The sequence below is a fragment of the Rhodococcoides kyotonense genome, assembly GCF_900188125.1.
GTDB lineage: Bacteria > Actinomycetota > Actinomycetes > Mycobacteriales > Mycobacteriaceae > Rhodococcoides > Rhodococcoides kyotonense.
Window position 1 is genome coordinate 18030 of the sequence record NZ_FZOW01000029.1, and the last position, 24371, is coordinate 42400.

Here is a 24371-nt window from a genome sequence, read left to right on the forward strand (position 1 = left end):
TTTCCTATATCGCACCCGGTGCGGTGTCGTGTTGTAGGAGTGCGTCTGCGGCACGGGAATCGAAGTTCTGTCGGGAGGGATTTGACGTCATGCGCGCTATCAAATTGATCGGGGCAGCGGGTTTCACCGCCGTCGCGGTCATGTGTTCGACTCTGGTGGCAGCAGCGCCGGCTACCGCGCTTCCGCTGGAGCCCACGCCGATTGCGGATGCGTTCTACGGTCCGGTACCTGGTCTGGATGCGCTGAATCCCGGTGACATCATCTCCAGTCGCCCGATGCCACCACCGGCAGGATTCTTCGACGCCGACGTGTGGCAGCTGCGTTTCCGGTCCACCAACTCCGCGGGCAATCCGATCGCCGCCGTGACCACCGTCTTCGCTCCGCGAAACAAGGCCCCCAACGGCCCACTGCTGTCGTACCAACACATCATCAACGCGCTTGGCCTGGAATGTGCTCCGTCACAAGCACTCTGGACCAACGACCCGAATCTGATCATCCGCGAGGCGCCTGCTCTCAACGTGGCGCTGCAGCGCGGCTGGACCGTCACGATGACCGATCACCTCGGCCCCAACAGCGCATACGGTGCCGCCAAGATGGGCGGGCAGATCGTGCTCGACGGCATCCGCGCGACGCAACGTTTCGATCCGCTTCAGGTCCAGCAGAGCCGCGTCGCACTCGCCGGCTACTCCGGCGGCGGCATGGCGACGGCATGGGCCGCTGCACTGCAGAACGACTACGCACCCGAGCTGAACATCGTCGGCAGCGCCGCGGGTGGTGCGCCGATGAACCTCGAACGCATGGCACGCGATCTGGGCTTCGCCCCGCATCCGGTGTTCGGTCTCGCGTTCGCGGCCGCTCTCGGACTCGAGCGTGAATATCCGACGCGCATCCCCATCAGCGAACAGCTGAACCCGCTCGGCCAGCAGATGGCGACGGAACTGCAGAACGCGTGCACCAACGACATCATCCGTGTCGGCGCGGGCAAGAGCGCCACGCTGGTCGCCAATTCGCTCAGCCTGATCGACAGCCCTGAGATGGTGGCCGCGGTCAACGAGAACAGCGTCGAGCTCTACCCGGGCGTTCCGAAGGCCCCGTACTTCGAATGGCACAGCCCGACGGATGCTCTGATCCCCGTCTCGGCCATCACCAACACGATCGGCCGTTACTGCGCGGCCGGCGTCCCGGTGACCGAGGTCCAGGTCCCCAGCAACGATCACCTGACTGCCGCGGTGCTCGGACTCCCGCAGGCGCTCGAGTGGATCGATGCCCGGTTCAACGGGGTACCTGCGCCGAGTAACTGCTGACGGCTCTCACGGTTCTGAGCGAATGACGCCTTCGGTCACGTGAAGTGACCGAAGGCGTCATTCGGTCCGGGCAAAGCCTCGAGACCCCTTGACGGTTTGATTACTCAGGACTCCGGTTAGGCTTACCTCGCCTTCAGTCCATACGCGAGGAGTCTCACTGTGCGTACCAGTTATCTTCGATTCGCCGCAGGCGCAGCTGCGGTTGCTCTTGTCGCAGGATGTTCGTCCGACGACAGCTCGTCGACGACCACATCCGACGAGTCGGGCGCCTTCCCCGTCACCATCTCCCACCACTTCGGCGAGACGACCATCGACAGCGAACCATCGAGCGTCGTCACCATCGGATTCAACGAGCAGGACTTCGTTCTCGCGCTCGGTGTCAAGCCTGTCGCAACGCGCGGCAACCTGAGCTACGACTACCGCGCACGCCCGTGGGCTCAGGAAGCCCTCGGCGGCACCGAGATCCCCGAGGTCGGCACCGACGAGCTCAACCTCGAGCAGATCGCCGCAGCCGACCCGGACCTGATCCTCGGGCCGTACTCGTTCATCGAGCAGGGCCAGTACGACCAGCTGTCCGAGATGGCCCCCACGATCTCCGACATCGGCGGATACGACAACGTTCCTGCTGCCACGTGGCAGCAGGAGTTCGAGGTCGTCGGCAAGGCTCTCGGCAAGGAGCAGGAAGCCGCCGATCAGACCGCGGAACTCGAGCAGAAGTTCCAGACGACCCAGGACGAGAACCCGCAGTTCGTCGGCAAGACTCTGACGCTGGGTTTCCTCATGGACGACGGCAGCTTCCTCGTGCTCGGTGAAGACGACATCCGTGCGCTCTTCTTCCGCGACCTCGGCTTCGAGATCCCCGCGGTCACCGAGACGATCAGCCCCGAGAACCTGAACCAGCTGAACACAGACGTGCTCGTGATGGCAGGCGCGAGCAAGGAGCAGCTGACCACCAATCCGCTGTTCGCTCAGCTCCCCGTCGTAGCCGAGGACCGGACCGCCTACATCGGTTCCTTCAGCGAGGACCTGCCGTCGGCGCTCGGATACTCGAGCCCGCTGTCACTGAACTACGCGATCGACGGATTCGCGCCGATGTTGGCCGCTGCCGCCGACAACGACCCCGCAACGGTCGTTCCTGCACCGGCAGGCTGATTCTCGGTTCTGAACTGTGTCCGATGGAGCTCCTCGTAGCGGCCGCCCGCCGCGAGGAGCTCCTCGTGCGTTCCGCGCTCGACGATCGAACCCCCTTCGACGACGAGGATCGTGTCGGCCGCCCGGATCGTCGACAACCGGTGAGCGATCACGACGGACGTCTTTCCCGCCAGCGCCTCACCGAGAGCCGCCTGCACTGCAGCTTCCGACGTCGAATCCAGTGACGCCGTTGCCTCGTCGAGAATGACGACGCGCGGCCGCGAGATCAACAGTCTGGCGATCGTCAGCCGTTGCCTCTCACCACCGGACAAGCGATAACCACGCTCGCCGACGACGGTCTCCAGCCCGTCGGGAAGCGATGTCACGAGATCTGCGAGACGGGCCCGGCGGAGCGCGTCCCACACTTCGTCCTCGGTCGCGTCGGGGCGCGACAGCACGATGTTCGAGCGCACGGTGTCGTGGAACAGGTGCCCGTCCTGCGTCACCATGCCCACGGCGTCACGAATGGACTCCGCCGTCAGGTCACGGACATCTCGTTCCCCGAGTCGCACCGAGCCGTCGTCGACGTCGTAGAGCCGGGCGACCAGTTGCGCGATGGTCGATTTACCCGCACCGGAAGTCCCGACGAGCGCAACCATCTGCCCCGGCTCGGCGCGGAACGAGACTCCGTGCAGGACTTCTTCGCCGCCGCGCGTATCGAGCGCTGCGACTTCCTCCAGCGACGCGAGCGACACCTTGTCAGCCGACGGGTATCCGAACCGCACGTTGTCCAGCTCCACCGATACCGGGCCGTCGGGCAGTACAACGGCGTCGGGCTTGTCCTGAATCAGCGGCACCAGATCGAGGACCTCGAAGACACGCTCGAAACTCACCAGTGCGCTCATGACTTCGACACGTGCACTTGCCAATTCGGTCAGCGGTGAATACAGACGCGTGAGCAGGAGAGACAACGACACGACCGAGCCCGGGTCCAGTTCTCCCCTGATCGCGTAGAAGCCGCCCAGGCCGTACACGACAGCCAGAGCCAACGCCGAGACGAGCGTCAACGCGGTGACGAACACCGTCTGCACCATTGCGCTGCGGACGCCGATATCGCGGACGCGCGAGGCCCGGACGGCGAACTCACGCGATTCGTGGTCGGGCTGGCCGAACAGTTTGACCAGTGTTGCACCAGGAGCCGAAAACCGTTCTGTCATCTGCGTACTCATCGCCGAGTCGTGTGCCGCGGCTTCACGTTGAAGACGCGCCAGTCGACGTCCCATGCGGCTCGCCGGCACCACGAAGACCGGTAACAGGAGCATCGCGAGAAGCGTGATCTGCCAAGAGATTCCGATCATGACGACGAGCGTCAGCGCCAACGTGACGAGATTGCTGACGACGCCCGACAGGGTGTCGCTGAATGCGCGCTGCGCGCCGATGACGTCGTTGTTCAGCCGGCTGACGAGTGCGCCTGTCCGGGTGCGCGTGAAGAACGCGATCGGCATGCGCTGCACGTGGTCGAACACCGCCGTGCGCAGATCCAGGATCAGCGCCTCGCCGATGTTCGACGACAGCCACCTGTTGAGCAGCCCGAAAGCCGCGTCGACGACGGCAATGAGCGCGATCAACAGAGCGAGCCGCAGCACGATGTCGAACGAATCGCCGTCGACGATCGCGTTGACCACCCGCCCGGCCAGCACAGGCGTCGCTACCGCGAGTACCGCGAGAACGATGCTGAGCAGCACGAACCCGGCCAACTTGCGTCGGTGAGGGCGCGCGAAGGCCAGGATCCTGCGGGCTGTGTCTGCGTTGAAACGAGCTGTACCGGACGACGCGTGCATCGTCCGGTACAGCTGGTTCCAGGCAGTGACTTCCATACTCATGACTGAAACCGTAGAACCTCGAGGTAGGTCGAGGTCAAGCCCTTATGCCGCCTTCACGCCTTCCCTGTCCTCCAATGCGAGCTTCAGGATGTCGGCGACGTCCGTCATGGGACGCACATCGAGCGCGGCGAGCACCTCGGCCGGTACGTCGTCGAGATCGGGTTCGTTGCGAGCCGGGATGAAGACCGTCTTCAGCCCTGCACGCTGGGCGGCGAGGAGCTTCTGCTTCACGCCTCCGATCGGGAGAACACGTCCGTTCAGCGTGACCTCGCCGGTCATTCCGACGTCGGATCGCACCGGCCTCCCCGTTGCCATGGACACCAATGCTGTGACCATCGTGACGCCGGCCGACGGGCCGTCCTTCGGTACGGCGCCTGCTGGAACGTGGACGTGGATACTGCGATCGAGCGATTCCGGGCTCACCCCGAATTCGCTTGCGTGCGAGCGCACATACGACAGCGCGATCTGCGCCGACTCCTTCATGACGTCGCCGAGTTGGCCCGTCAAAGCGAGGCCGGGCTTGCCGTCGGTGGACGCCGCTTCGATGAACAGGACATCACCACCGAGGCCGGTCACTGCGAGACCCGTTGCGACGCCTGGCACCTCGGTCCGCTCGTGCGCGTCCGGCGTGAATCGCGGTCTGCCCAGGTAGTCGACGAGTGCCGGTTCGTCGATACGGAGTGGGGAGTCCTCCTGCGCCAGTTTCGTTGCCGCCTTACGCAGCGCCTTCGCCAGAAGTCGTTCCATCTGACGCACACCGGGTTCGCGTGTGTAGTCCGCGGCGATCTTACGCAGAGCGTCGTCGGTGACATCAACCTCGTCGGAAGTCACTGCAGCCCTGTCTAGTTGACGCGGAAGCAGATAGTTCCGCGCGATCGCCACCTTGTCGTCCTCGGTGTAGCCGTCGATGGTGACGAGCTCCATCCTGTCGAGCAGCGCTGCCGGGATCTGTTCGATCACGTTGGCGGTCGCGAGGAACACGACGTCGGACAGGTCGAGGTCCAGGTCCAAATAGTGATCGCGGAACGTGTGGTTCTGCGCGGGGTCCAGGACCTCGAGCAGAGCAGCGCTCGGATCGCCGCGGTAGTCGGACCCGACCTTGTCGATCTCGTCCAGCAGCACAACGGGATTCATCGATCCGGCCTCACCGATGGCACGCACTATTCGACCCGGCAATGCACCGACGTAGGTTCTACGGTGCCCGCGGATCTCGGCCTCGTCGCGGACACCGCCGAGTGCGACGCGCACGAACTTTCGACCCAGAGCACGGGCCACGGACTCACCGAGCGACGTCTTGCCGACGCCGGGAGGTCCTGCGAGCACCATCACCGCACCCGAGCCACGCCCGCCGACGAGCTGCATCCCTCGTTCGGCGCGACGTGCCCGCACCGCGAGGTACTCGACGATCCGATCCTTGACGTCGTCCAGACCGTGGTGATCCGCGTCGAGAACCGCTCGCGCCGAGACGATGTCCGTCTCGTCGGTCGTCGTGGTGTTCCACGGAAGATCGAGGACGGTGTCGAGCCACGTTCTTATCCAACCGGATTCGGGACTTTGATCACTGGCGCGTTCGAGTTTTCCGACCTCGCGCAGCGCGGCCTCGCGCACCTTCTCGGGCAGCTCGGCAGCCTCGACGCGCTCGCGATAGTCGTCGGCGCCGTCGGGTTCGTCCTCACCGAGTTCCTTGCGGATGGCGGCGAGTTGTTGGCGCAGCAGGAATTCCTTCTGCGTCTTCTCCATACCCTCGCGTACGTCGCCGGAGATCTTGTCTCCGAGTTCGATTTCCGCCAGGTGGGTCTTGGTCCAATCGATCAGGAGTGTGAGTCGCTCTGCCACGTCCGGGGTTTCGAGCAACCCGCGCTTCTGCACGTCGGTCAGGTACGACGCGTATCCGGCGGTGTCGGCAATCGCGCTCGGGTCGGTGAGCTTGTTGACCGAGTCGATGACCTGCCACGCGTCTCGGCGTTGCAGCATTGCGACGACGAGTTTCTTGTACTCGGCTGCGAGCGTCTTGACGTCGTCGGTGGGAGTGACGTCGTCGACGGGTTCTGCCTCCACCCACAGGGCGGCCCCGGGCCCACTGACGCCGTGGCCGATGTGTGCGCGTCGTTCCGCTTTGACGACGGCGGCAGGTTCGCCGGTCGCGAGCCGGCCCATCTGGACGATGGATGCGACGACCCCGTAGGCCGCATAACGGTCCTCGAGTCGTGGCGCGACGAGAAGTGTGCCGTCGTTCGACGAATTCGCGGCGTCGACGGCGGCCCGCGCTGCCTCGTCGAGTTCGACAGGTACCACCATGCCCGGGAGCACGACGGGATCGGTCAGGAACAGCACAGGTAGACGAATGGATTCGGACATCGTGCACCTCCATGAGAGTTGAGCTGTATCGACTCAACTCATCGGTCGGCGCCGGTGTTCCCCCAGGTAGTCGTGTTCTCCGTGGGCAGAACTTTACCGAGGGCAACGGTCGCGTCGAGCTCCTCGGAATGGATGACGCGCGCGTCGAACCCCGCCTTTTCGATGATCGCTCGGGTCCTCTCGGCTTGGTGCTCACTGGTCTCGATCAGGAGATGACCGGTGTCGGTGAGCCAGTGGGAGGCGTCGTCGGCGATCCGTCGGTGAAGATCCAGTCCGTCGACACCTCCGTCGAGCGCGACGCGTGGCTCGTGGTCACGGGCTTCGGTCGGCATGGACGCGATGTGGTCGGTCGGGACGTACGGCGCGTTTGCAACGATGACGTCGACGCGACTCCGAAGCCGTTGCGGAAGCGGCGAATACAGGTCGCCCTCGTACACGTGACCCGCGTCGACGTTCCGACGCGCGCACTGCACAGCGACGGGGTCGATGTCCGTGGCGTGAACGTCGAGGTTCGGTACCGAATGTGCCAGTGCCGCAGCCACTGCGCCGGATCCGCAGCACATGTCCACGACCGTCGACGGACCGAGCGCCAACGCCTGGTCGACGAGTAGTTCCGTCCTACGCCGAGGAACGAAAACACCAGGCTCGACGACGACGCGCAGCCCGCGGAACTCTGCCCAGCCGAGTATCTGCTCGAGCGGGGTTCCCTCGGCACGTCGACAGACCATTCGTCGTAAGTGCTTGCCGCTGAACGCAGCTCGGAGAAGCGCCGCCTCGTCTTCTGCGTAGACGCAGCCGGCTGCACGTAGCGTCTCGATGATGTCCTCGGTGTCGATGCCCGACTCTAACCCACGACTCGCTCATGCTGCGAGGAATATTCGGCCGCTGATGGTGCCGCGAGCGGTGTTGACGGCGACGACGGCCCACGCCGAGACCAGAAACGCGTAGAGGCACACTGCGACGATGTTCGCTGCACCGAACGTGGCTCCGAGAGCGGTCGCACCGGTCACGCAGGTTCCGACCGGGAAAGTGAAGCTCCACCACGTCATCGTGAATCGCAGACCACGTCGGGCTGCTCGGATCGTCAGGGTCGTTGCGAGCGTGACCATTACAACGCCGAATGCGCCTACGACGAGTCCGTACACGATGCTCGCGTCCTGGAGCCACACGCTGCCTGTGTCGACAGCGAGAAGATGTGCGGCAGTGACGGATTGGCCGACGAGCCCAAGGGTGATCCAGACGGTCGGAATTGCCTGCAGTGGTGGAGTCCGACCTTTCGCGAGACCGTTGAGGATGATCGCCAGTGTTGTCGATCCGAGAACCAGACTCAGTGCGAACATCACGCACGAGGTGGCGACGAGAGTGGTGCGGATAGAACTGTCCGGCATGTGTTGCGCGATAATAGCTCCGGCCGTTGCCGACACCATCGGCGGTACGACGGGCATCAACCATGCCGGGCAGGCTTCCGCTTCGGTGCGACGACATGGAAACCACAGCGCGGTGGCGAGGCCGACCGCCGTCCCGACGACCCAGAGCATTCCGGCGATACACAACGCCGGAGTAGCACCGAGAATGTCCGTGCCGAGCAACAGCGTGCCGGTACCGACCGTCAACAACGCCATCGGGATCGCACCGTAGAACAGGCCGGTGACCGGGTGCGCAGCATGGCTGCGTGCATTCTCGGTGTACAGAATCCAGTGCGCCGCGAATGCGATTGTCAGAACGACGAGTGCGATGGAGGCGAAAACCCATACGCCCGTGGCGAACACGCGCAGCATCGGCAACTGGATCGGCAACGTGGCTGCAGCATTCGCAACGATGCCGGTACCCATGATGGTGGCGAACCAGTTCGGCGTCAGGTTCTCCAGGATCCTGCCCGGGCGGTCGAGTTCCCGGAACAGGAAGGCTGGTGGTGTCGTCAGGACTGCTGCGGTCATGGTTCCACGGTCGTCGCTGTGAGCGTCGTGCGGTAGATGCCCGGCTGTTGTGTACCCACAAGCCTTGTTTGTACCCACCGTGCCTTCGGGGCCTGGATTGACATGTCGGAAATTTCCGACGTATCGTTTCGGCGTGGTCGACACCTTCCTCGCCCTGGCGAATCCGGTACGACGGGAACTGCTGTCCTTGCTTCGCAGCGGACCGAGAACAGCCGGGGAGCTGGCAGAAGAGTTCGATCTCAGCAGGCCGTCGGTCGCAGAGCACTTGTCCGTCCTGCGGCAGGCCGGCCTCGTCGAGTCCGAGAAGTCCGGTCGCCACAGCAACTATCACCTGACACCCGAACCGCTGGCCGAGATCGGCGAGTGGCTCCACCCGTTCGAGAAGCATTGGCGAACTCGGCTGCGCGCGTTGGCCGAAGTCGCAGAGGAGGATTCATGAGCAGCACCATCACCGTCGACCAATTCGTAGCAGCGTCACCCGAACGGGTATGGCGCACCATCACCGAACCCGAGCTGATCGCACGCTGGTGGGCGCCCGGCGACATCTCCGATCGCGTCGGGCATCGATTCACGCTCGAGATGCCCGGCTGGGGTCCGCAGCCGTGCGAGGTCGTCGAATCGACGCCGTTCACCAAGTTCGTCTACACGTTTACCGAGAATTGGACTCTCACATGGACATTGGCCGAGGAAGGCAAGGGAACCCGCCTGATCCTCGAGCACTCCGGCTTCGACCCGAACGACAAACGAAGCGTCGACGCCTTCACCCGCATGGGCCCAGGATGGCGCGACAAGATCGTCCCGACGCTTGCCGACGTCGCTGCGTCGCTGCCTTACTCGGTAGGACCCTGGTAGCGCCCCTCGGAACATCGAGATGGACGTTGCGTTTTCAACGAAATGCGTTCAGGGCCCGCAGCTTTGCGGAACTCGATGTTGCCTTCGCACACATGTTCGAATAAGATGGTGGCCATGAGAATGCCGGGGGGCTTCGAACAGATCAGACGAGACGCCGACGAGGCCGCCTCCGTCCTGCTGCCCTCCCTCACCACTCTCCGGCGCGAGGAGAACATCCGTGCCGCAGCGACCGTGCACCGCGTCCACGATCTCCTCGACCTCCGCATCTCCACCGAAGCCGCCATCTACCAGCACGGACTCGAACACGGCGTCCCCACCGGACCACAGCAGTACGGCGTCGCCGAACCCGACATCTACGCCGCACGCCTGGCCACCGAAACCGAAGCGTCCGTCGCACTGGCCCTGTCCCGGCAGATCACCCGCGACATGATCACGATCGGCGAAGAACTCGCGGCGCGACTACCCGCCATCGACGCCGCCTTCACCGCAGGAGACCTCGACTACCCCCGCGTCCGCGTCATCGCCCTGACCCTCACCCACGCCAGCGATGACACCATCGCCGCCCTCGAACCCGACATCCTCGCCGCCGCCCATCGCTGCACCCCACGATCACTGCGCGACAGCATCTGGCGTCACTGGACCACCCACAACCCCGACGAAGCCGCCGCCGCACGTAAACGCGCCGAAGCCGACGAACGCGGCGTCAGCATCCGTCGCAACAACGACGGCACCGCCTCCCTCTTCGCCCAGATCACCTCCGTCGAAGGCGCCGAAATCGACGCCATCCTCGACGAATTCGCTTCCACCGTCTGCCCGCGCGACCCCCGCACCCGCAAACAACTCCGCGCCGACGCCCTCGTCGCGATCATGCACCACGAAGACTCCCTCACCTGCACCTGCCGCACCGACGAATGCCCCATCACCACCACCGAACAACACCCCCGACGCACACCCCTCATCCACGTCATCGTCGACCTCGAAACCCTCCTACACCTGAACAACAATCCCGCCACTCTCTCCGACGGCACCACCCTCGACGCCGACACCGCACGCCTACTCGCCACCGACGCCCGCTGGCAAGCCTTCTTCGCCGAAGGACTCCAAGCTGCCAAAGCCCAACGCGCGGCACAAGACGCCGCCGAAGGCAGCACCGAAACCACTGCAGCGCAACCTCACACGACGGCGTCCCCAGCTGAAACACCCGAGACTCAGCCTGCGCCCGTGCCTGTGCCTGTGCCTGTGCCTGTGCCTGTGCCCGACGATGCACCCGAAGCAGACTCCGCCGAGGCACCGGATGATCCGGACGACTCGGGCGGACAACACGATTCACCCACCGATCCACCCTCACCCACCGATCCACCCTCACCCGCCGATCCACCACCCCCACCACCGGGACCGACCGGAACCAGCACACGCGGACCCCGCACCCGCCGCATCATCGGCCGCGGACGAATACGACCCGCCGCACCCCTCCCACCACCGGGCCCGACATCAGGCACCCGGCGCCCCAGCACGCCCACCGTCGCCGGCCACGAACACGCACTCCACACCGCCATCGACGCCTACCTCGCCGCCGCAGCCCTCGACCCCGTACTCGCCCATGGACCACACCCCGACGGACACGGCGGCTACATCACCCCACCGCCCGGAGCACTCACCTACCGACCCACCGCCGAACTCGTCGCGCTCATCCGCGCCACGTACAGCACCTGCACATTCCCCCACTGCACCGTCCCCGCTGCACGCTGCGACATCGATCACATCGTCCCCTTCGACCACACCGACCCCCGCGCCGGCGGCTGGACCATCCGCGAGAACCTCCACCCCGTCTGCAGCCACCATCACCACGCCAAAACTCTCGACATCTGGCGCTGCGCAAAGCTTCACGGCGACGCCGTCTACTGGCGCACCCCCAGCGGACTACACAGCATCACCCCACCCACCTACGGCACAGTCCTCGTGCCCGACACCTACCGCCACTCCCGACGACCCCACCACCCCCACACCACCACCGACCTCGACACCCACCTCGACGGCGAAAGTGACACCGACACTCCCCGCCCGACACCCGCCGCCGACATATTCGGCACCCCACCCGACGAACTCTACGAACCCACCTGGTGGGAACAGAACATCAACGACACCCACTCCAGCGACACCTGGGACCCTCACGCACCCACCCTCGGCGACATCGCACGCCTCACCGACCCTCGAGCCCGCGCCGACGCCACCCACCTCCGCACCAAGTACCTCGAACACCGCCACATCGCCGCCGCCCGCGACAAACGCCGACCACCACCGTTCTGACAACCAGCAGCTATCGAGTTCTACGGTTCGAGGTCGATCCCGCGCTCCTGCAGCGCTGCTTTGACGACTCGTAGTGCCTTGGGTCCGACACCGTGAAGTTTCGCCAGCTCCGACTCCGATTGCCCTGCAAGGTCGTCCAGCGAGCGATAGCCGGCAGCGAAGAATGCGCCCGCCGCCGGACGACCCGTACCCTTCGGAAAGTGATCGACAGGTTCACTCATGGCCACATCCTAGGGTTTTCCGTACCCTGGGCGCCGTGTCCGACAACAAGCAGCGACGTGTACTCCTCACCGGCGGTAACACCGGAATCGGCTACTTCACCGCGCTCGAGTTGGTGAAGCAGGGCGACCATGTGACGCTCGCCTGCCGCAATCTGGACAAGGCCGATGCAGCAGCGAAGAAGATCACGGAAGAAGTCCGCAAGAACACAACCGGGCCGGCAGGTACGGTCGATACCGCCCGCCTGGACCTCGCCGACCTCGAATCGGTCCGCACATTCGCAGAGTCCGCTCCGGCAGAAGTGGACGTGCTGATCAACAACGCGGGCGTCATGATGCCGTCGAAGCGGACCGAAACCAAAGACGGGTTCGAGCTTCAGTTCGGCACCAACCACCTCGGCCACTTCGCGTTGACGGGCCACCTGTTGCCCAACCTCAAGGCAGCAGGCAAGGCCACCGTCGTGACGGTCTCGTCGGTCGCGCACAAGCAGGCGCCCAAGCTGAATTTCGATGACCTTCAGGCCACCCGTGGATACAACCCCCAGCGGATGTACGCGAATTCGAAGCTCGCGAATCTTCTCTTCGCACAAGAGCTTCAGCGACGCCTCGACGCGGCAGGTATCCCGATCACCAGCAATGCCGCACACCCAGGCATCTCGTCGACCGAGCTCTACACCAGCCCCGACGGTCTCGGAAGCTCGAAGATCGTGTCGTTCGCTGCGTCCATCGGGCTGCTGTTCATCTCCCAATCCGCCCGTGCGGGAGCACTTCCCACGCTGTATGCGCTCGAGAAGGGCGGACCGGGTTCGTACAGCGGGCCCAAGCTGCTCCTCGAATCCCGCGGTAAGCCAGGCCCCGCGAAAATCTCGACGAAGGCCCAGGACCGCGACTTAGCCGAAAAGCTCTGGGAAGCAAGCGAAAAGCTCACGGGCGTGGTTTTCGATCTCAGCTGAAACGCCAGGCGCCCAAAATTTGGAGGCCGTCACCGTGCCCGCGAACCGTTCAGGTAAGTGGCAATCGGGGTCCGAAAGGACACCTGCCTCCCCATGAGCGACAGCGTGACGAGCCCCTCGCACAGCGCCACGTATCCCTCGGCAGTCTCGCGGTCTCCGAACAGTTCGAGAGCTCGATCCACTGAGAACACACTGCCGGCCAGTCGCGCACGCACAGCGGCGTCGACTTCGGGATCGATCATCAACGCGTGACGAGCGCGCAGTTGATCCGACCTCTCGTCGATCAGCTGTTCCATGTATCGCACGGTGACATCGACAACGTCACCGTGAAAGGCCAACGCGTCGAACATCGATCGCGAACACTCGGCCACCCGTTCGGCGACCGCTCCGACAAGATCAGCCTTGGTCCTGAAGTAGTACGACGTCGATCCCTGAGGTAGTTCGAGCACGGCGTCGACCTTTCGATGCGTCAGCGCCCGCAACCCGGAATGGGCAATCAACGCGGTGGCTGCGTCGGAGATCACTGTTCGGCGGCTCACCACCGATACTCTACATCTGTAGAGTCTACCCATGCGCCCGTCCGCTGCTGCCGAATCCTTTGCCGCCGACTTCCTTCTCGACTCGACGCAGGCGGCGGCCGTAGCTCGACTCACATGCACGGATGAGCTCGGGATCTACATGTGGGGACCCGTCGGGCGCGGAAAGACGTGGTTGCTCGACCGATACTTTGCGGGGGTCGACACCAGAGCCAAGAAGCGCGTTCACTTCCACAGCTTTTTTCGCGATCTTCACGCGGCGTACTTCCGCCACGGTTTCTCGATCGACGGCGCAATCGACGATCTGCTGGGCGAGATCGAGCTTCTGTGCTTCGACGAATTCCACGTCCACGACATCGGAGACGCGCGCCTGATCGCACGAATGCTCGAGTCGCTGTTCGCACGCAATGTCTCTCTCGTCGTCACGTCCAACTACGCGCCCGACGAGCTGCTGCCCAATCCGTTGTTCCACGATGCATTCGTCCCGACGATCACCATCCTGAAGAAACGGCTGCGCGAGATCCGAGTGGACGGTCCGGCAGACTACCGAGCACTGCGCACGCCAGCGTCGAATTTCGCGAGGGGAGTGTGGACAACCGAGAGACCCGACACCGGCATCCAGTTTTCCGAATTGTGCGAGAAGCCGCGTTCGACGGCCGACTTCCTGGCACTTGTGGAGCTCGGGCAAGATCTGACGATCACCGATATACCCCGACTCACAGACGTCGACGACGAAGCTGTCCAGCGCTTCTCGAATCTCGTCGACATCCTGTACGACCGAGACATCGCAACAACGTTCCATGCGCGGGTGGAGTTGAACGCCTTGGGCATCGGAAGTGCGGGGCGTGACATAGCTCGCACCATGAGCAGGCTCAGCGAACTTGTTACTCGAAAATAGGCGAGACGCCCACAGCTGACGGCGGTCGGGGGCGACAGCAGCGGCGGGCGTCTCATCATCAATTCGCGGCAGGTGATGGGGTGGATGGGTCGGATTGGAAGAATTTTTTTCCGTCCGAGCCCTAGCCTTGTGCCCATGTCCTACACAGCGGCCAACCATTACGTTTTCGAGGGCGACGAACTGACGGGAACGTTCGACACGAACAGTCTGGCGGGCGTCGCCGCGGCACAGTTCGTGCTGAACGGCGTCACTCTCGAGTCGACCGAGGCGACCCGGACCGACCTCGGTTACGAGATCCGCGCGATCGTCGAGCGAGTGCACGACGGGACTTCCACGCACCTTCTGGCCGTCGTCCCGCGTGTGAACATCGAGAACGATCCGGTGACCTTCGGCGCCTACGCAGTCCTGTTCACTTCGCGCGGCAACATCGCCGGCGACAGGTACGTGCACGGCGCACTCGAGTCCTACGACGTACGGACCTTGAACGGCACTGCGTCCCTGGTCGACAGCTGAGGTAGCACTCGCGGAATACACCTGGAGGGCCTGCGGTTACAGTGCAAGTCAATGCAAACGCATGAACTTGCGTTTCGAGAACGTGAGCCAGGGAGCAGATCATGCAGTTCGGAATCTTCACCGTCGGCGACGTCACGGTCGACCCCACGACCGGACGTGCACCCACCGAACACGAGCGCATCAAGGCGATGGTCACCATCGCCAAGCACGCCGAGGACGTCGGCCTCGACGTCTTCGCGAACGGCGAGCACCACAACCGGCCATTCGTACCGTCGTCGCCGACGACCATGCTCGGGTACGTCGCAGCCCAGACCGAGAAGCTGATCCTGTCGACGTCCACGACGCTGATCACCACCAACGATCCGGTGAAGATCGCCGAGGACTACGCGATGCTGCAGCACCTGTCCGACGGTCGCGTCGACCTCATCATGGGCCGCGGCAACACCGCACCCGTGTATCCGTGGTTCGGCCAGGACATCCGTCAGGGCATCCCGCTCGCTCTGGAGAACTACCAGCTGCTACGACGCCTGTGGACCGAGGACGTCGTGAATTGGAAGGGCAACTTCCGAACTCCTCTCGACAACTTCACCTCCACGCCGCGGCCTCTCGACGACATCCCGCCGTTCGTCTGGCACGGTTCGATCCGCAGCCCCGAGATCGCTGAAATCGCCGCGTACCACGGTGACGGTTTCTTCGCGAACAACATCTTCTGGCCGAAAGAGCACTACATTCAGCTCATCAACCTGTACCGCGAGCGTTACGAACACTACGGACACGGCCGCGCAGACCAGGCCATCGTCGGCCTCGGCGGTCAGGTGTTCATGCGCAAGAACAGCCAGGACGCCGTCGACGAGTTCCGTCCGTACTTCGACAACGCGCCGGTGTACGGTCACGGCCCGACGATGGAGGAGTTCACCGAGCAGACACCGCTGACCGTCGGATCGCCTCAGCAGGTCATCGAGAAGACGTTGGCCTTCGCGGACTTCTTCGGCGACTACCAGCGTCAGCTGTTCCTGATGGACCACGCGGGGCTGCCACTGAAGACCGTGCTCGAGCAGCTCGACCTGCTCGGCGAAGAGGTCGTACCCACACTCCGCAGAGAGTTCGCGGCCAGGCGTCCCGAGGGTGTCCCGGAAAACCCGCCCACCCACGCCAGCATGTTGGCGAACAAGGAAGAGACAGTTGCCGTCTAGCACCGAGTTGGCAGTGGACGCCTGGGAGTCGCTCTTCCGCTCCCAGGTGGCACTGATGCGGCGCTTCACCGCGGACGACATATGGGGCCCGATCAGCCTGCGCGAGTACGACGTTCTGTTCACGTTGAGTAAGTGCCCGACGCACAAGCTCAGGCTGCACGACCTCAACCACGAAATACTGCTCAGCCAGCCGTCGCTCAGCCGCATGTGCGAGCGTCTGGAGAAACTGGGTTACGTCGCGCGCGAGCCGGATCCAGCCGACAAACGCGGAACAGTCGTCGTACTCACCGACGACGGGCTCGAGATGCAGAGAACGATCGGACGCAAGCACGCGGCTCGCATCCGACGCTACGTCGGCGGCGCATTGTCCGACGACGAACTCGCGCAACTCGAAAAGCTCTGCAGCAAGCTACGACTCGGACAGGTAGAAATCGAATGAGTATCGAGATACTGACTCCGCGTGACGTGCCTCTCGGCGGGCCGCGCGCAATGACCGTACGACGGACGCTTCCGCAGAAGCAGCGCACACTGATCGGAGCCTGGTGCTTCGCCGACCACTACGGTCCCGACGACATCTCCAGTTCCGGCCCCGGCATGGACGTTCCGCCCCACCCACACACGGGCCTGCAGACCGTCAGCTGGCTGTTCTCGGGCGAGATCGAGCACCGAGACAGCATCGGATCGCACGCCATGGTGCTGCCCGGCGAACTCAACCTCATGACGGCGGGTCGCGGCATCTCTCACTCCGAAGTGTCGACGCCCAACACTCACATCCTGCACGGCATGCAGCTGTGGGTTGCTCTGCCCGGCCATGCCCGTTTCACGGCCCCTGCATTCGAACACTATGTGCCGCAGGCAATCTCGGTCGACGGCGCAACACTGCGCGTCTTCCTCGGCAGCCTCGCAGGCGCCACGTCTCCAGTCGAGACGTTCACGCCCCTTCTGGGCGCGGAAATAATTCTCGACGCGGGCAGAACCATCCAGCTCGACGTGGATGTCACCCACGAGCACGGCGTCATCCTCGACGAGGGCACGATCGACGTCGACGGGAATCCTGTCGAACGCGCCGAACTGGCCTTCCGCGAACCAGGCTCCGATTCTCTGACCGTGCGCAACACTGGCCGGACGCCTGCACGCATGCTGCTGCTCGGTGGCCCACCGTTCGGCGAACAGGTCGTCATGTGGTGGAACTTCATGGGCCGCAACCACGACGACATCGCCGCATACCGCGAGGCCTGGCAGGCGGGGAGCACACAGTTCGGGACCGTCGACGGGTATGTGACCAAGGACGGGGTGCACGGATTCCGACTCCCCGCACCGGAGTTGCCGAACGCCAGAATCCAGCCCAGGGGCTGACTATCGGGCGCTTACAACACGGCCACTCTTACAACACCGCCACTCGTTTACAACAGCTGTAAGTGTTGTAAACGACTGGCAGTGTTGTAAGGCGGATCAGAACAGCGTCGCCGGATCAGAACAGCGTCGCGACCTCGTCGGCAGGGGCCGCATCCGCAGCAGAAGCCCTGGAAACAGCAGGGGCGGCCGGCGCAGCAGGGGACTTCGCCGCAGCCGGTGCATTCTTGACAGGGCCTCCAGCAGCCACGGCTCGGGCAGCCTCACCGGCGAGGGCGTCGGCTGCTTCGTTGAAATGGTTGCCGACGTGCCCGCGGACCCACCGGAACCGGACGGGACCGCTACGTTCGGCGATCGCCCGATCGATACTTTGCACGAGGTCCAAATTGCGAACAGGCGTACCGCCCGCCGTCTTCCACCCCTTGCGCTTCCATCCGGGCAACCACTCGGACGCGCACTTGATGGCGTACTGCGAGTCGGATTCGATCAACAGCGGCTCGTCACCCGGATGCGCGAGAACCGCCTCGAGCAGAGCCCGTAACTCGGCGATCTGATTGGTCCCCGAGGGCTCGCCACCGGAGTTGCTGGGACCTGTGTGATTGACCCAGGCCCACCCGATAGCGCCGCCAGGATTACGCAGACACGAGCCGTCAGTACTCACGATGATCACGACACAGGACCCTACTTCGACCCACCGACAAACAACAGACGCCGCGCACGAAAAACGATGTCGCTCGACTGAATTACTGTGGGACGCATCCGCGCTACGAAAGGATTTCCTGTCGTGACTGTGCCAACGTCGTTCACCGCTCTCGTCGCCCGCGAGAAGGACGGATCCGAGATCACACTGTCGCCGGAGACCGTCGACCAATCCTTCCTTCCCCACCCCGACGGGCCGGATCGGGTGCACCCCACCGTCACCATCGCGGTCGAGTATTCGAGCGTCAATTTCAAGGATGCGCTCGCCGTCACACCGAAGGGCGGCGTGGTCCGCGAGTACCCGATCGTGCCGGGCATCGACATCGCCGGAACGGTCGTCGAATCCGGCAGCGACGCCATCGCCGTCGGGCAGAAGGTCGTCGCCCACGGTTACGAGATCGGAACCGGGCAACACGGCGGTTACGCCGAGTACGCGCGCGTCCCCGCCGACTGGGTCGTCCCGCTGACGACGCTGTCGACGCGCGAAGCAGCGGCGATCGGCACGGCCGGATTCACCGCAGCGATGAGCGTAGAAGCACTTCTCGCCCACGGAATCAGGCCCGACGACGGCCCGATCGTCGTCACCGGAGCAAGCGGTGGCGTCGGGACCGTCAGTGTCGATCTGCTGTCCGCGGCCGGGTTCGAGGTGCACGCATCCAGCGGCAAAGCCAGCGCAGCAGAGCTGCTGACCAGCCTCGGAGCAGCAAAGATCATCGGTCGTCTCCCCGAGGACCCCGACGCGAAACCCCGCCCCCTCGGCCGCGCCGAATGGGCGGGTGCTGTGGATTGCGTCGGCGGCAAGACCCTCGCACATGTTCTGTCGACGACGCGTTATGCCGGTGCCGTCGCAGCGAGCGGGCTGACGGGTGGCGCCGGCCTGTCCACGACGGTCCTGCCGTTCATCCTTCGCGGCGTCGCGCTCCTCGGTATCGACTCCGTGCAGCGGCCGATCGAGAAGCGTCGGGCAACGTGGCAGCAACTCGAATCGACGCTGACACCGCAGCGCCTCGACCAGCTCACGACCGAGGTCGCGATCGCCGACGTGCAGTCCGTCCTGAGCGACATCGCCCGGGGCGCGATCACCGGCCGGACAGTCGTCGCCGTCGCCGGCGGGTTCTGACTGTCGGTCCCGGCCGATATCCTGGGGATCCCATGTTGTCGTCAGGTCCGCTCTCCGCCGCCGACTCGGCCCGCGCCGAGTTCGTCTCCGACCGTCCGCTCGACATGTTCCTGTCCGTGTCACCGCTGCGGCGGGGCCGCGGCGACCCAACGTACGAGCGCGACGACGCCGGATCCGTGTGGCGAACATCACGGTTCGCATCGGGTCCTGTCACGTACCGACTCACGCAGACATCGAGGCATTCGGTCGACGCGGTGGCGTGGGGTTCCGGCGTAGCCGAGTTCCTCGAGACCCTGCCCGCACTCCTCGGAGCAGACGACGACGCGTCGGACTTCGCACCGGAACACCCGACGCTCGGCGAGGCACATCGCCAGTTCCCTCATCTGCGCCTCGGACGAACGGGACGCGTCATGGAGGCATTGGTTCCGGCGATCCTCGAACAACGAGTGCACGGGGTCTCGGCGTTCGCGTCGTGGCGAAAGCTCGTCACCAAGTTCGGTGAACGCGCTCCCGGGCCCACTCCGAAACCGATGTTCGTCTCGCCGGCCCCCGATGTCTGGCGTCGAATCCCGTCGTGGGAGTACCACCTCGCGAACGTCGATCCAGCCCGGTCGAAGACCATCGTGCGATGCGCGCAGGTCGCGAACCGACTGGAGCAGGCGTCGTCGATGAGCCCCGCCGACGCGACCAAGCGACTGCGCGCAGTCCCCGGCGTCGGCATCTGGACCGCGGCCGAGGTGGCGCAGCGCGCCTTCGGGGACCCCGACGCGTTGTCCGTCGGGGACTATCACCTGTCGGCTGTCGTCGGGTGGTCACTGCTGGGCAGACCGATCGACGATGCAGAAATGATCGAATACATGAAACCTCTTGCACCGCACAGGCATCGCGCAGTCCGATTGCTCGCGGCGAGCGGCAAGGCGATCAAACCCAAATTCGGGCCACGTACACCACTCGTCGACCACACCTGGCACTGAAGAATCGACAGCAGGCACCGAAGAATGCCAGCTGAGACTGCCGAGAACACCCGGCCGGTCTAACCCGAATTCTCTTGTCGCGCAATCGTTGTGCGCATGCTGATTTTTAAGATCTCACGTCGCTGACCTGCAGTTTTACAAAAGTTTTGACTGCACCGACGGACCTGCTAGCTTTCGAGCGATCTCCTCGCAGACTCCTACAGGACGTGACTCATGAATTTCGGGCCAAAGCTCAGGGCCGCTACCGCTCTCGCTGCATCCGTGTTGGTTCTGGCCGGCTGCGGGGGGAATGCCGAATCCGCGAGCAGCGACGAGAGTTCGACACCGAGATCGGGTGGTTCGATCACCGTCGGCATCATCCCTGCATGTGGCCTCGACAAGGCGCAGACGTCGGGATGCAACTTCGCGAACGTCGAGGTCGTCGACAATCTCACCGAACAGCTCCCGGACACAGGCGAAGTCGTGCCGTGGCTCGCCGAATCGTGGGACATCGCCGACGACGGCAAGTCCTACACGTTCCACTTGAAGGACGGTGTCACGTTCAGCAACGGTGAAACGCTCGATGCCGCCGCGGTCAAGCTGAACTTCGACAACGTCGTCGAACTCGGTAAGCAGGGACGCGCATTCCAGTCGTCGGCTTACCTTCAGGGGTATCGCGAGTCCGTCGTCGTCGATCCGTTGACACTGCGCGTCGACTTCGACATCGCCAAAGCCGGTTTCCTGCAGGCGCTTTCCGAGAAGCCGCTGGGCATCATCGCACCGGAGACCATCACCACGAAGACCCCGGAAGATCGGTTGGCGTTCGGGGTCATCGGTAGCGGGCCGTTCGTCATCGACGAGGTGGTGCCTGATCAGAAGATCGTCGTCAGCCGTCGCGACGACTACGAGTGGTCGTCGCCCAAGAACGATCACACGGGTCCTGCCTACCTCGACCAGGTCACGTTCCAGATCCTGCCCGAGGACCTCGTCAGGACGGGCGCACTGCTCAGCGGCCAGATCCAGGTGTCGACGACCATTCCCAGCAACGACGTCGACTCGATCCGCGGACAGGGCTTCGACATCGTCTCGCGCTCCTCGGCCGGTGTGGTCTACACCTACTACCCGAACGTGACCGACCCGATCCTGTCCGACGAAGCAGTGCGAAAAGCGTTGCAGCTGAGCCTCGATCGCCAGGAGATCCACGACACCGTTTTCAACGAGTTCCAGACCGTGCCGTCGAGCATCCTGTCGACGACTCACCCGAACTACACCGACCTGTCCGACGACCTGAGCCAGAACCAGGACGAGGCACGACGCATCCTCGACGACGCAGGCTGGAGAGAGGGCAGCGACGGCGTCCGCGAGAAGGACGGCCGAAAGCTCAGCGTCGCAATCCAGTTCAGCGCCAACGGCGACAAGCCGATTCACGAGCTCGCACAGCAACAGCTCCGTGCCGTCGGCATCGACTTCCAGCTCCAGCAGATCACCGCGGCCGAGGCACTCGCCAATCGCAACTCGGGTCAGTGGCAGTTGCAGTACGGCAACCTGACTCGGCCCGACGCGGACGTCCTCGTCTCGGCGTTCGATCCGACCTACAGCAACTATTTCAAGGCGTCGTACGATCCCGAACTCGAAGGTCTGCTCGATACACAGGCCTCGGAGCTCGACGACACGAAGCGCGGCGAACTGGCCGATCGTATTCAGCAGATCATCGTCGAACGTGGCTACGCGTTCCCGGTCACCGAAGGAAGTCAGACACAGGCAGCCCCACCGACCGTGCACGGCTTGAGTTTTCAGGCACCGTGGTGGCCGTCGTTCGTGGACGCGTGGATCGAGGAGTGACAGGCAGTCGGTCCCGTCGGGTTCCGACGGCCGGGCACTTCGGAACCTATCTCGCCGAGACCGACGGTACCGTCGTCACTGCCCTGACTCCCCATCCGATCGACGACGACCCGTCGCCGATCGGTACGGGAGTGCCGTCGACGCTGCACTCGCGATCACGGCTGACCAGCCCGATGGTCCGACGCGGATACCTCGACGGCGGGCCGGGTACAGGAGTGCGCGGCGACGACACCTACGTGCCCGTCTCGTGGGACACGGCTGTGGGGTTGGTCGCCGACGAGATCGACCGCGTCCGAGGCCGATACGGCAACTCGGCGATCTACGGTGGTTCGTACGGCTGGGGCTCGGCCGGCCGGTTCCATCACCCACAGTCGCAGATTCACAGGTTCCTCAACCTCGCAGGTGGCTACACCGCGTCGGTCGAGTCCTACTCGTCGGCAGCGATGCAGGTCGTCCTACGTCGGGTTGCCGGCGGCTATCCGGCAGCGCTCGCATCGAATCCGACGTGGCAGGAGATCGCCGAACACCGTTCGCTGGTACTGGCTTTCGGTGGAATTGCCGCACGGAACGCACAGGTCAACGGCGGCGGAATCGGCGCACACGTCAATGTGTCCGGCCAACGCAAGGCCCGTGAGGCCGGCGCAGATTTCGTCGTGATCTCCCCGCAGCGCACCGACAGCGACGATGCCCTGGATGCGCAGTGGGTTCCGATCGTTCCGGGAACCGACGTCGCGGTCATGCTCGGCATCGCGCACACCATCGTGACGGCCGACAGACACGATCGCGATTTTCTCGAACGCTTCACCGTGGGGTGGGATCGGTTCGAGCAGTATCTGTTCGGCCGCACCGACGGCATACCGAAGTCGGCGGAGTGGGCGTCGTCGATCTCCGGTATCGATGCCGCGACGATACGCGAGCTGGCCCACCGGACCTTCGGAAGGCGAACCGTTTTCGCGACGTCGTATTCGTTGCAGCGCGCGGACCACGGTGAACAGGCGCCGTGGATGGCGTTGACTCTCGCTGCGATCACGGGTGATCTCGGCCTGCCGGGCGGAGGATTCGGGTGCGCGCTGGGTGCACTGCACCAATTGGGCATACCCGTCAACGGTTTTCGTCCCGCCGCATTCGAGCAGGGCGTTCGGCCGATCGCGGACTTCATACCGGTCGCTCGTATTGCCGACATGCTGTCGACCCCCGGTGCCGAATTCGATTACGACGGTGCGCGATACCGCTATCCCGACATCAAGATGGTCTACTGGGCCGGTGGAAATCCGTTCCACCACCACCAGGACTTGAACCGCCTCGTCGGCGCGTGGCAGCGACCGGATACCGTCGTCGTACACGAGCATTTCGCCAATTCGCTGGCCAGGCATGCCGATATCGTTCTGCCCGCGGCAACGTGGTTGGAGCGCAACGACTTCGCCGCCGGCGCCGACGGGTACATCTCGGCGATCGTCAAAGCCGCCGAACCGCCCGGCGACGTCAAGACCGATTACGAGATCTTCTCGCTGCTGTCCGAACGTCTCGGGTTCGGACGCGAGTTCACCGCGGACCAGACGGCTGACGACTGGGTGACCGAGTTGTACAGGCGCACAAGGGAACGCACTCCGGGCATTCCGACCTGGGACGAGCTGCTCGAGGCGGGCGGTGTGGTACCCGCACCGGAAGTCGATCCAGGAGTGCCCCCGTACCGCGCACTTCGGGCGGATCCCGCCGCGCACCCACTCGCGACGCCGTCGGGACGGTTCGAGATCTTCTCGGAGACGATCGCGGGCTTCGATTACGACGACTGCCCAGGACATCCCACCTGGTTGCCGCCGCGGGAATGGTCGGTGGCGGAGGCTTTTCCGTTGCACCTCGTGTCCGGTCAGCCGGAGCGACGCCTGCACTCGCAGTTCGACAACGGCGACCACTCCCGGGCAGGAAAGATCGAAGGTCGAGAGCCGATTCTGATCAACCGAGTCGATGCTGCGGCGCGCTCGATCGCGGACGGCGACGTGGTCCGTGTGTTCAACGACCGCGGCCAATGCCTCGCGGGCGCCGTCGTCGGCGACGACATCATGTCCGGCGTCGTGCGCCTGTCCACGGGTGCGTGGTACGACCCCGTCGAACCCGGCGGACTCGACGCTCACGGCAATCCGAACGTACTGACGCCCGATCGGGGCACGTCGCGGCTGGCGCAGGGTCCGTCCGCGCACAGCGCACTCGTGCAGGTCGAGAAGTTCGTGGGTCCGGTCCCGCCGATCAGGGCTTTCGAACCGCTCGGCTCTTGCGTGGAGAATCTCCAGGTGTATCCTTCAGTTGAAGGTTCAACTTAATCA

22 protein-coding genes are annotated in these 24371 nt (G+C 64.3%); 15 read left to right on the forward strand and 7 right to left on the reverse strand.

Going from position 1 to position 24371, the window contains the following annotated elements; translation table 11 throughout:
• Window positions 1-89 precede the first annotated feature (89 nt).
• Together CHB96_RS27630 and CHB96_RS27635 are read left to right on the forward strand one after the other, a co-directional pair.
• Window positions 90-1304, forward strand: a complete 1215-nt coding sequence (locus tag CHB96_RS27630; RefSeq protein ID WP_089252403.1) for a lipase family protein — start codon at window positions 90-92, stop codon at window positions 1302-1304.
• Window positions 1305-1463: 159 nt separating this feature from the next.
• The gene (locus CHB96_RS27635; RefSeq protein WP_089252405.1) at window positions 1464-2456 is read left to right on the forward strand and encodes an iron-siderophore ABC transporter substrate-binding protein; all 993 of its coding nucleotides are present in this window, start codon (window positions 1464-1466) and stop codon (window positions 2454-2456) included.
• Here the strand turns inward: CHB96_RS27635 and CHB96_RS27640 are convergent.
• Genes CHB96_RS27640 through CHB96_RS27655 form a run of 4 tightly spaced genes read right to left on the reverse strand, consistent with a single transcriptional unit; the run spans window position 2372 to window position 8613 of the window.
• Window positions 2372-4318, reverse strand: a complete 1947-nt coding sequence (locus CHB96_RS27640; protein ID WP_089252407.1) for an ABC transporter ATP-binding protein — start codon at window positions 4316-4318, stop codon at window positions 2372-2374. The genes CHB96_RS27635 and CHB96_RS27640 overlap by 85 nt on opposite strands.
• Before the next feature lie 42 nt (window positions 4319-4360).
• Window positions 4361-6676: an endopeptidase La gene (gene lon / locus CHB96_RS27645; RefSeq protein WP_089252409.1), complete on the reverse strand. Its 2316-nt coding sequence runs from the start codon at window positions 6674-6676 to the stop codon at window positions 4361-4363.
• A 38-nt stretch (window positions 6677-6714) separates the two neighbouring features.
• The gene (locus tag CHB96_RS27650; RefSeq protein ID WP_089252411.1) at window positions 6715-7512 is read right to left on the reverse strand and encodes a putative protein N(5)-glutamine methyltransferase; all 798 of its coding nucleotides are present in this window, start codon (window positions 7510-7512) and stop codon (window positions 6715-6717) included.
• A gap of 24 nt (window positions 7513-7536) precedes the next feature.
• Window positions 7537-8613, reverse strand: coding sequence for a TDT family transporter (locus CHB96_RS27655; RefSeq protein WP_089252413.1), 1077 nt, complete (start codon window positions 8611-8613; stop codon window positions 7537-7539).
• Between the two features lie 133 nt (window positions 8614-8746).
• On the opposite strand from CHB96_RS27655, the gene CHB96_RS27660 reads away from it, so the two are divergent.
• From CHB96_RS27660 to CHB96_RS27670, 3 genes are all read left to right on the forward strand, one after another.
• Window positions 8747-9052, forward strand: a complete 306-nt coding sequence (locus CHB96_RS27660) for a metalloregulator ArsR/SmtB family transcription factor (RefSeq protein ID WP_089252415.1) — start codon at window positions 8747-8749, stop codon at window positions 9050-9052.
• The gene (locus CHB96_RS27665) at window positions 9049-9465 is read left to right on the forward strand and encodes an SRPBCC family protein (RefSeq protein WP_089252417.1); all 417 of its coding nucleotides are present in this window, start codon (window positions 9049-9051) and stop codon (window positions 9463-9465) included. The genes CHB96_RS27660 and CHB96_RS27665 overlap by 4 nt, the downstream gene beginning before the upstream one ends.
• A gap of 114 nt (window positions 9466-9579) precedes the next feature.
• Window positions 9580-11772: an HNH endonuclease signature motif containing protein gene (locus tag CHB96_RS27670; protein ID WP_089252419.1), complete on the forward strand. Its 2193-nt coding sequence runs from the start codon at window positions 9580-9582 to the stop codon at window positions 11770-11772.
• Window positions 11773-11792: 20 nt separating this feature from the next.
• Here the strand turns inward: CHB96_RS27670 and CHB96_RS27675 are convergent, their stop codons facing one another.
• Window positions 11793-11993 (reverse strand): helix-hairpin-helix domain-containing protein, encoded by a 201-nt coding sequence (locus CHB96_RS27675; RefSeq protein ID WP_089252452.1) that lies wholly within the window; start codon window positions 11991-11993, stop codon window positions 11793-11795.
• A gap of 35 nt (window positions 11994-12028) precedes the next feature.
• On the opposite strand from CHB96_RS27675, the gene CHB96_RS27680 reads away from it, so the two are divergent.
• Window positions 12029-12943: an oxidoreductase gene (locus tag CHB96_RS27680; protein ID WP_089252421.1), complete on the forward strand. Its 915-nt coding sequence runs from the start codon at window positions 12029-12031 to the stop codon at window positions 12941-12943.
• Between the two features lie 29 nt (window positions 12944-12972).
• On the opposite strand, the gene CHB96_RS27685 is transcribed toward CHB96_RS27680, so the two are convergent.
• A complete protein-coding gene (locus tag CHB96_RS27685) occupies window positions 12973-13482 on the reverse strand; it encodes a TetR/AcrR family transcriptional regulator (protein ID WP_089252423.1) in 510 nt (169 codons plus the stop codon).
• A 31-nt stretch (window positions 13483-13513) separates the two neighbouring features.
• Between CHB96_RS27685 and zapE the strand changes: the two genes are divergently transcribed.
• The 5 genes from zapE to CHB96_RS27710 all read left to right on the forward strand — a co-directional run bounded on the left by zapE (window position 13514) and on the right by CHB96_RS27710 (window position 17439).
• On the forward strand, window positions 13514-14377 hold the full coding sequence (gene zapE, locus CHB96_RS27690) for a cell division protein ZapE (RefSeq protein ID WP_089252425.1): 864 nt from the start codon (window positions 13514-13516) through the stop codon (window positions 14375-14377).
• A 135-nt stretch (window positions 14378-14512) separates the two neighbouring features.
• On the forward strand, window positions 14513-14890 hold the full coding sequence (locus CHB96_RS27695; RefSeq protein ID WP_089252427.1) for a hypothetical protein: 378 nt from the start codon (window positions 14513-14515) through the stop codon (window positions 14888-14890).
• A 101-nt stretch (window positions 14891-14991) separates the two neighbouring features.
• Entirely contained in the window at window positions 14992-16083 is a 1092-nt protein-coding gene (locus CHB96_RS27700) for an LLM class flavin-dependent oxidoreductase (RefSeq protein ID WP_089252429.1), read from the forward strand.
• Between the two features lie 55 nt (window positions 16084-16138).
• Window positions 16139-16522 carry a MarR family winged helix-turn-helix transcriptional regulator gene (locus tag CHB96_RS27705; protein ID WP_371829061.1) on the forward strand — a complete coding sequence of 128 codons (384 nt, stop codon included), beginning with the start codon at window positions 16139-16141 and terminating at the stop codon, window positions 16520-16522.
• Window positions 16519-17439, forward strand: coding sequence for a pirin family protein (locus tag CHB96_RS27710; protein WP_089252431.1), 921 nt, complete (start codon window positions 16519-16521; stop codon window positions 17437-17439). Before CHB96_RS27705 ends, CHB96_RS27710 begins: the two co-directional genes overlap by 4 nt.
• 115 nt (window positions 17440-17554) lie before the next feature.
• On the opposite strand, the gene CHB96_RS27715 is transcribed toward CHB96_RS27710, so the two are convergent.
• Entirely contained in the window at window positions 17555-18106 is a 552-nt protein-coding gene (locus tag CHB96_RS27715) for a ribonuclease H family protein (RefSeq protein ID WP_089252433.1), read from the reverse strand.
• 120 nt (window positions 18107-18226) lie between these two features.
• Here CHB96_RS27715 and CHB96_RS27720 point away from each other — a divergent pair, with 120 nt between their 5' ends.
• The 4 genes from CHB96_RS27720 (at window position 18227) to CHB96_RS27735 (ending at window position 24368) form a co-directional block, all read left to right on the forward strand.
• Entirely contained in the window at window positions 18227-19255 is a 1029-nt protein-coding gene (locus tag CHB96_RS27720; RefSeq protein ID WP_089252456.1) for an MDR family oxidoreductase, read from the forward strand.
• 32 nt (window positions 19256-19287) lie between these two features.
• Window positions 19288-20229, forward strand: a complete 942-nt coding sequence (locus tag CHB96_RS27725) for a DNA-3-methyladenine glycosylase family protein (protein ID WP_089252434.1) — start codon at window positions 19288-19290, stop codon at window positions 20227-20229.
• A gap of 213 nt (window positions 20230-20442) precedes the next feature.
• The gene (locus tag CHB96_RS27730; protein WP_089252436.1) at window positions 20443-22050 is read left to right on the forward strand and encodes an ABC transporter substrate-binding protein; all 1608 of its coding nucleotides are present in this window, start codon (window positions 20443-20445) and stop codon (window positions 22048-22050) included.
• Window positions 22047-24368, forward strand: a complete 2322-nt coding sequence (locus CHB96_RS27735; protein WP_089252458.1) for a molybdopterin-dependent oxidoreductase — start codon at window positions 22047-22049, stop codon at window positions 24366-24368. The genes CHB96_RS27730 and CHB96_RS27735 overlap by 4 nt, the downstream gene beginning before the upstream one ends.
• Window positions 24369-24371 lie beyond the last annotated feature (3 nt).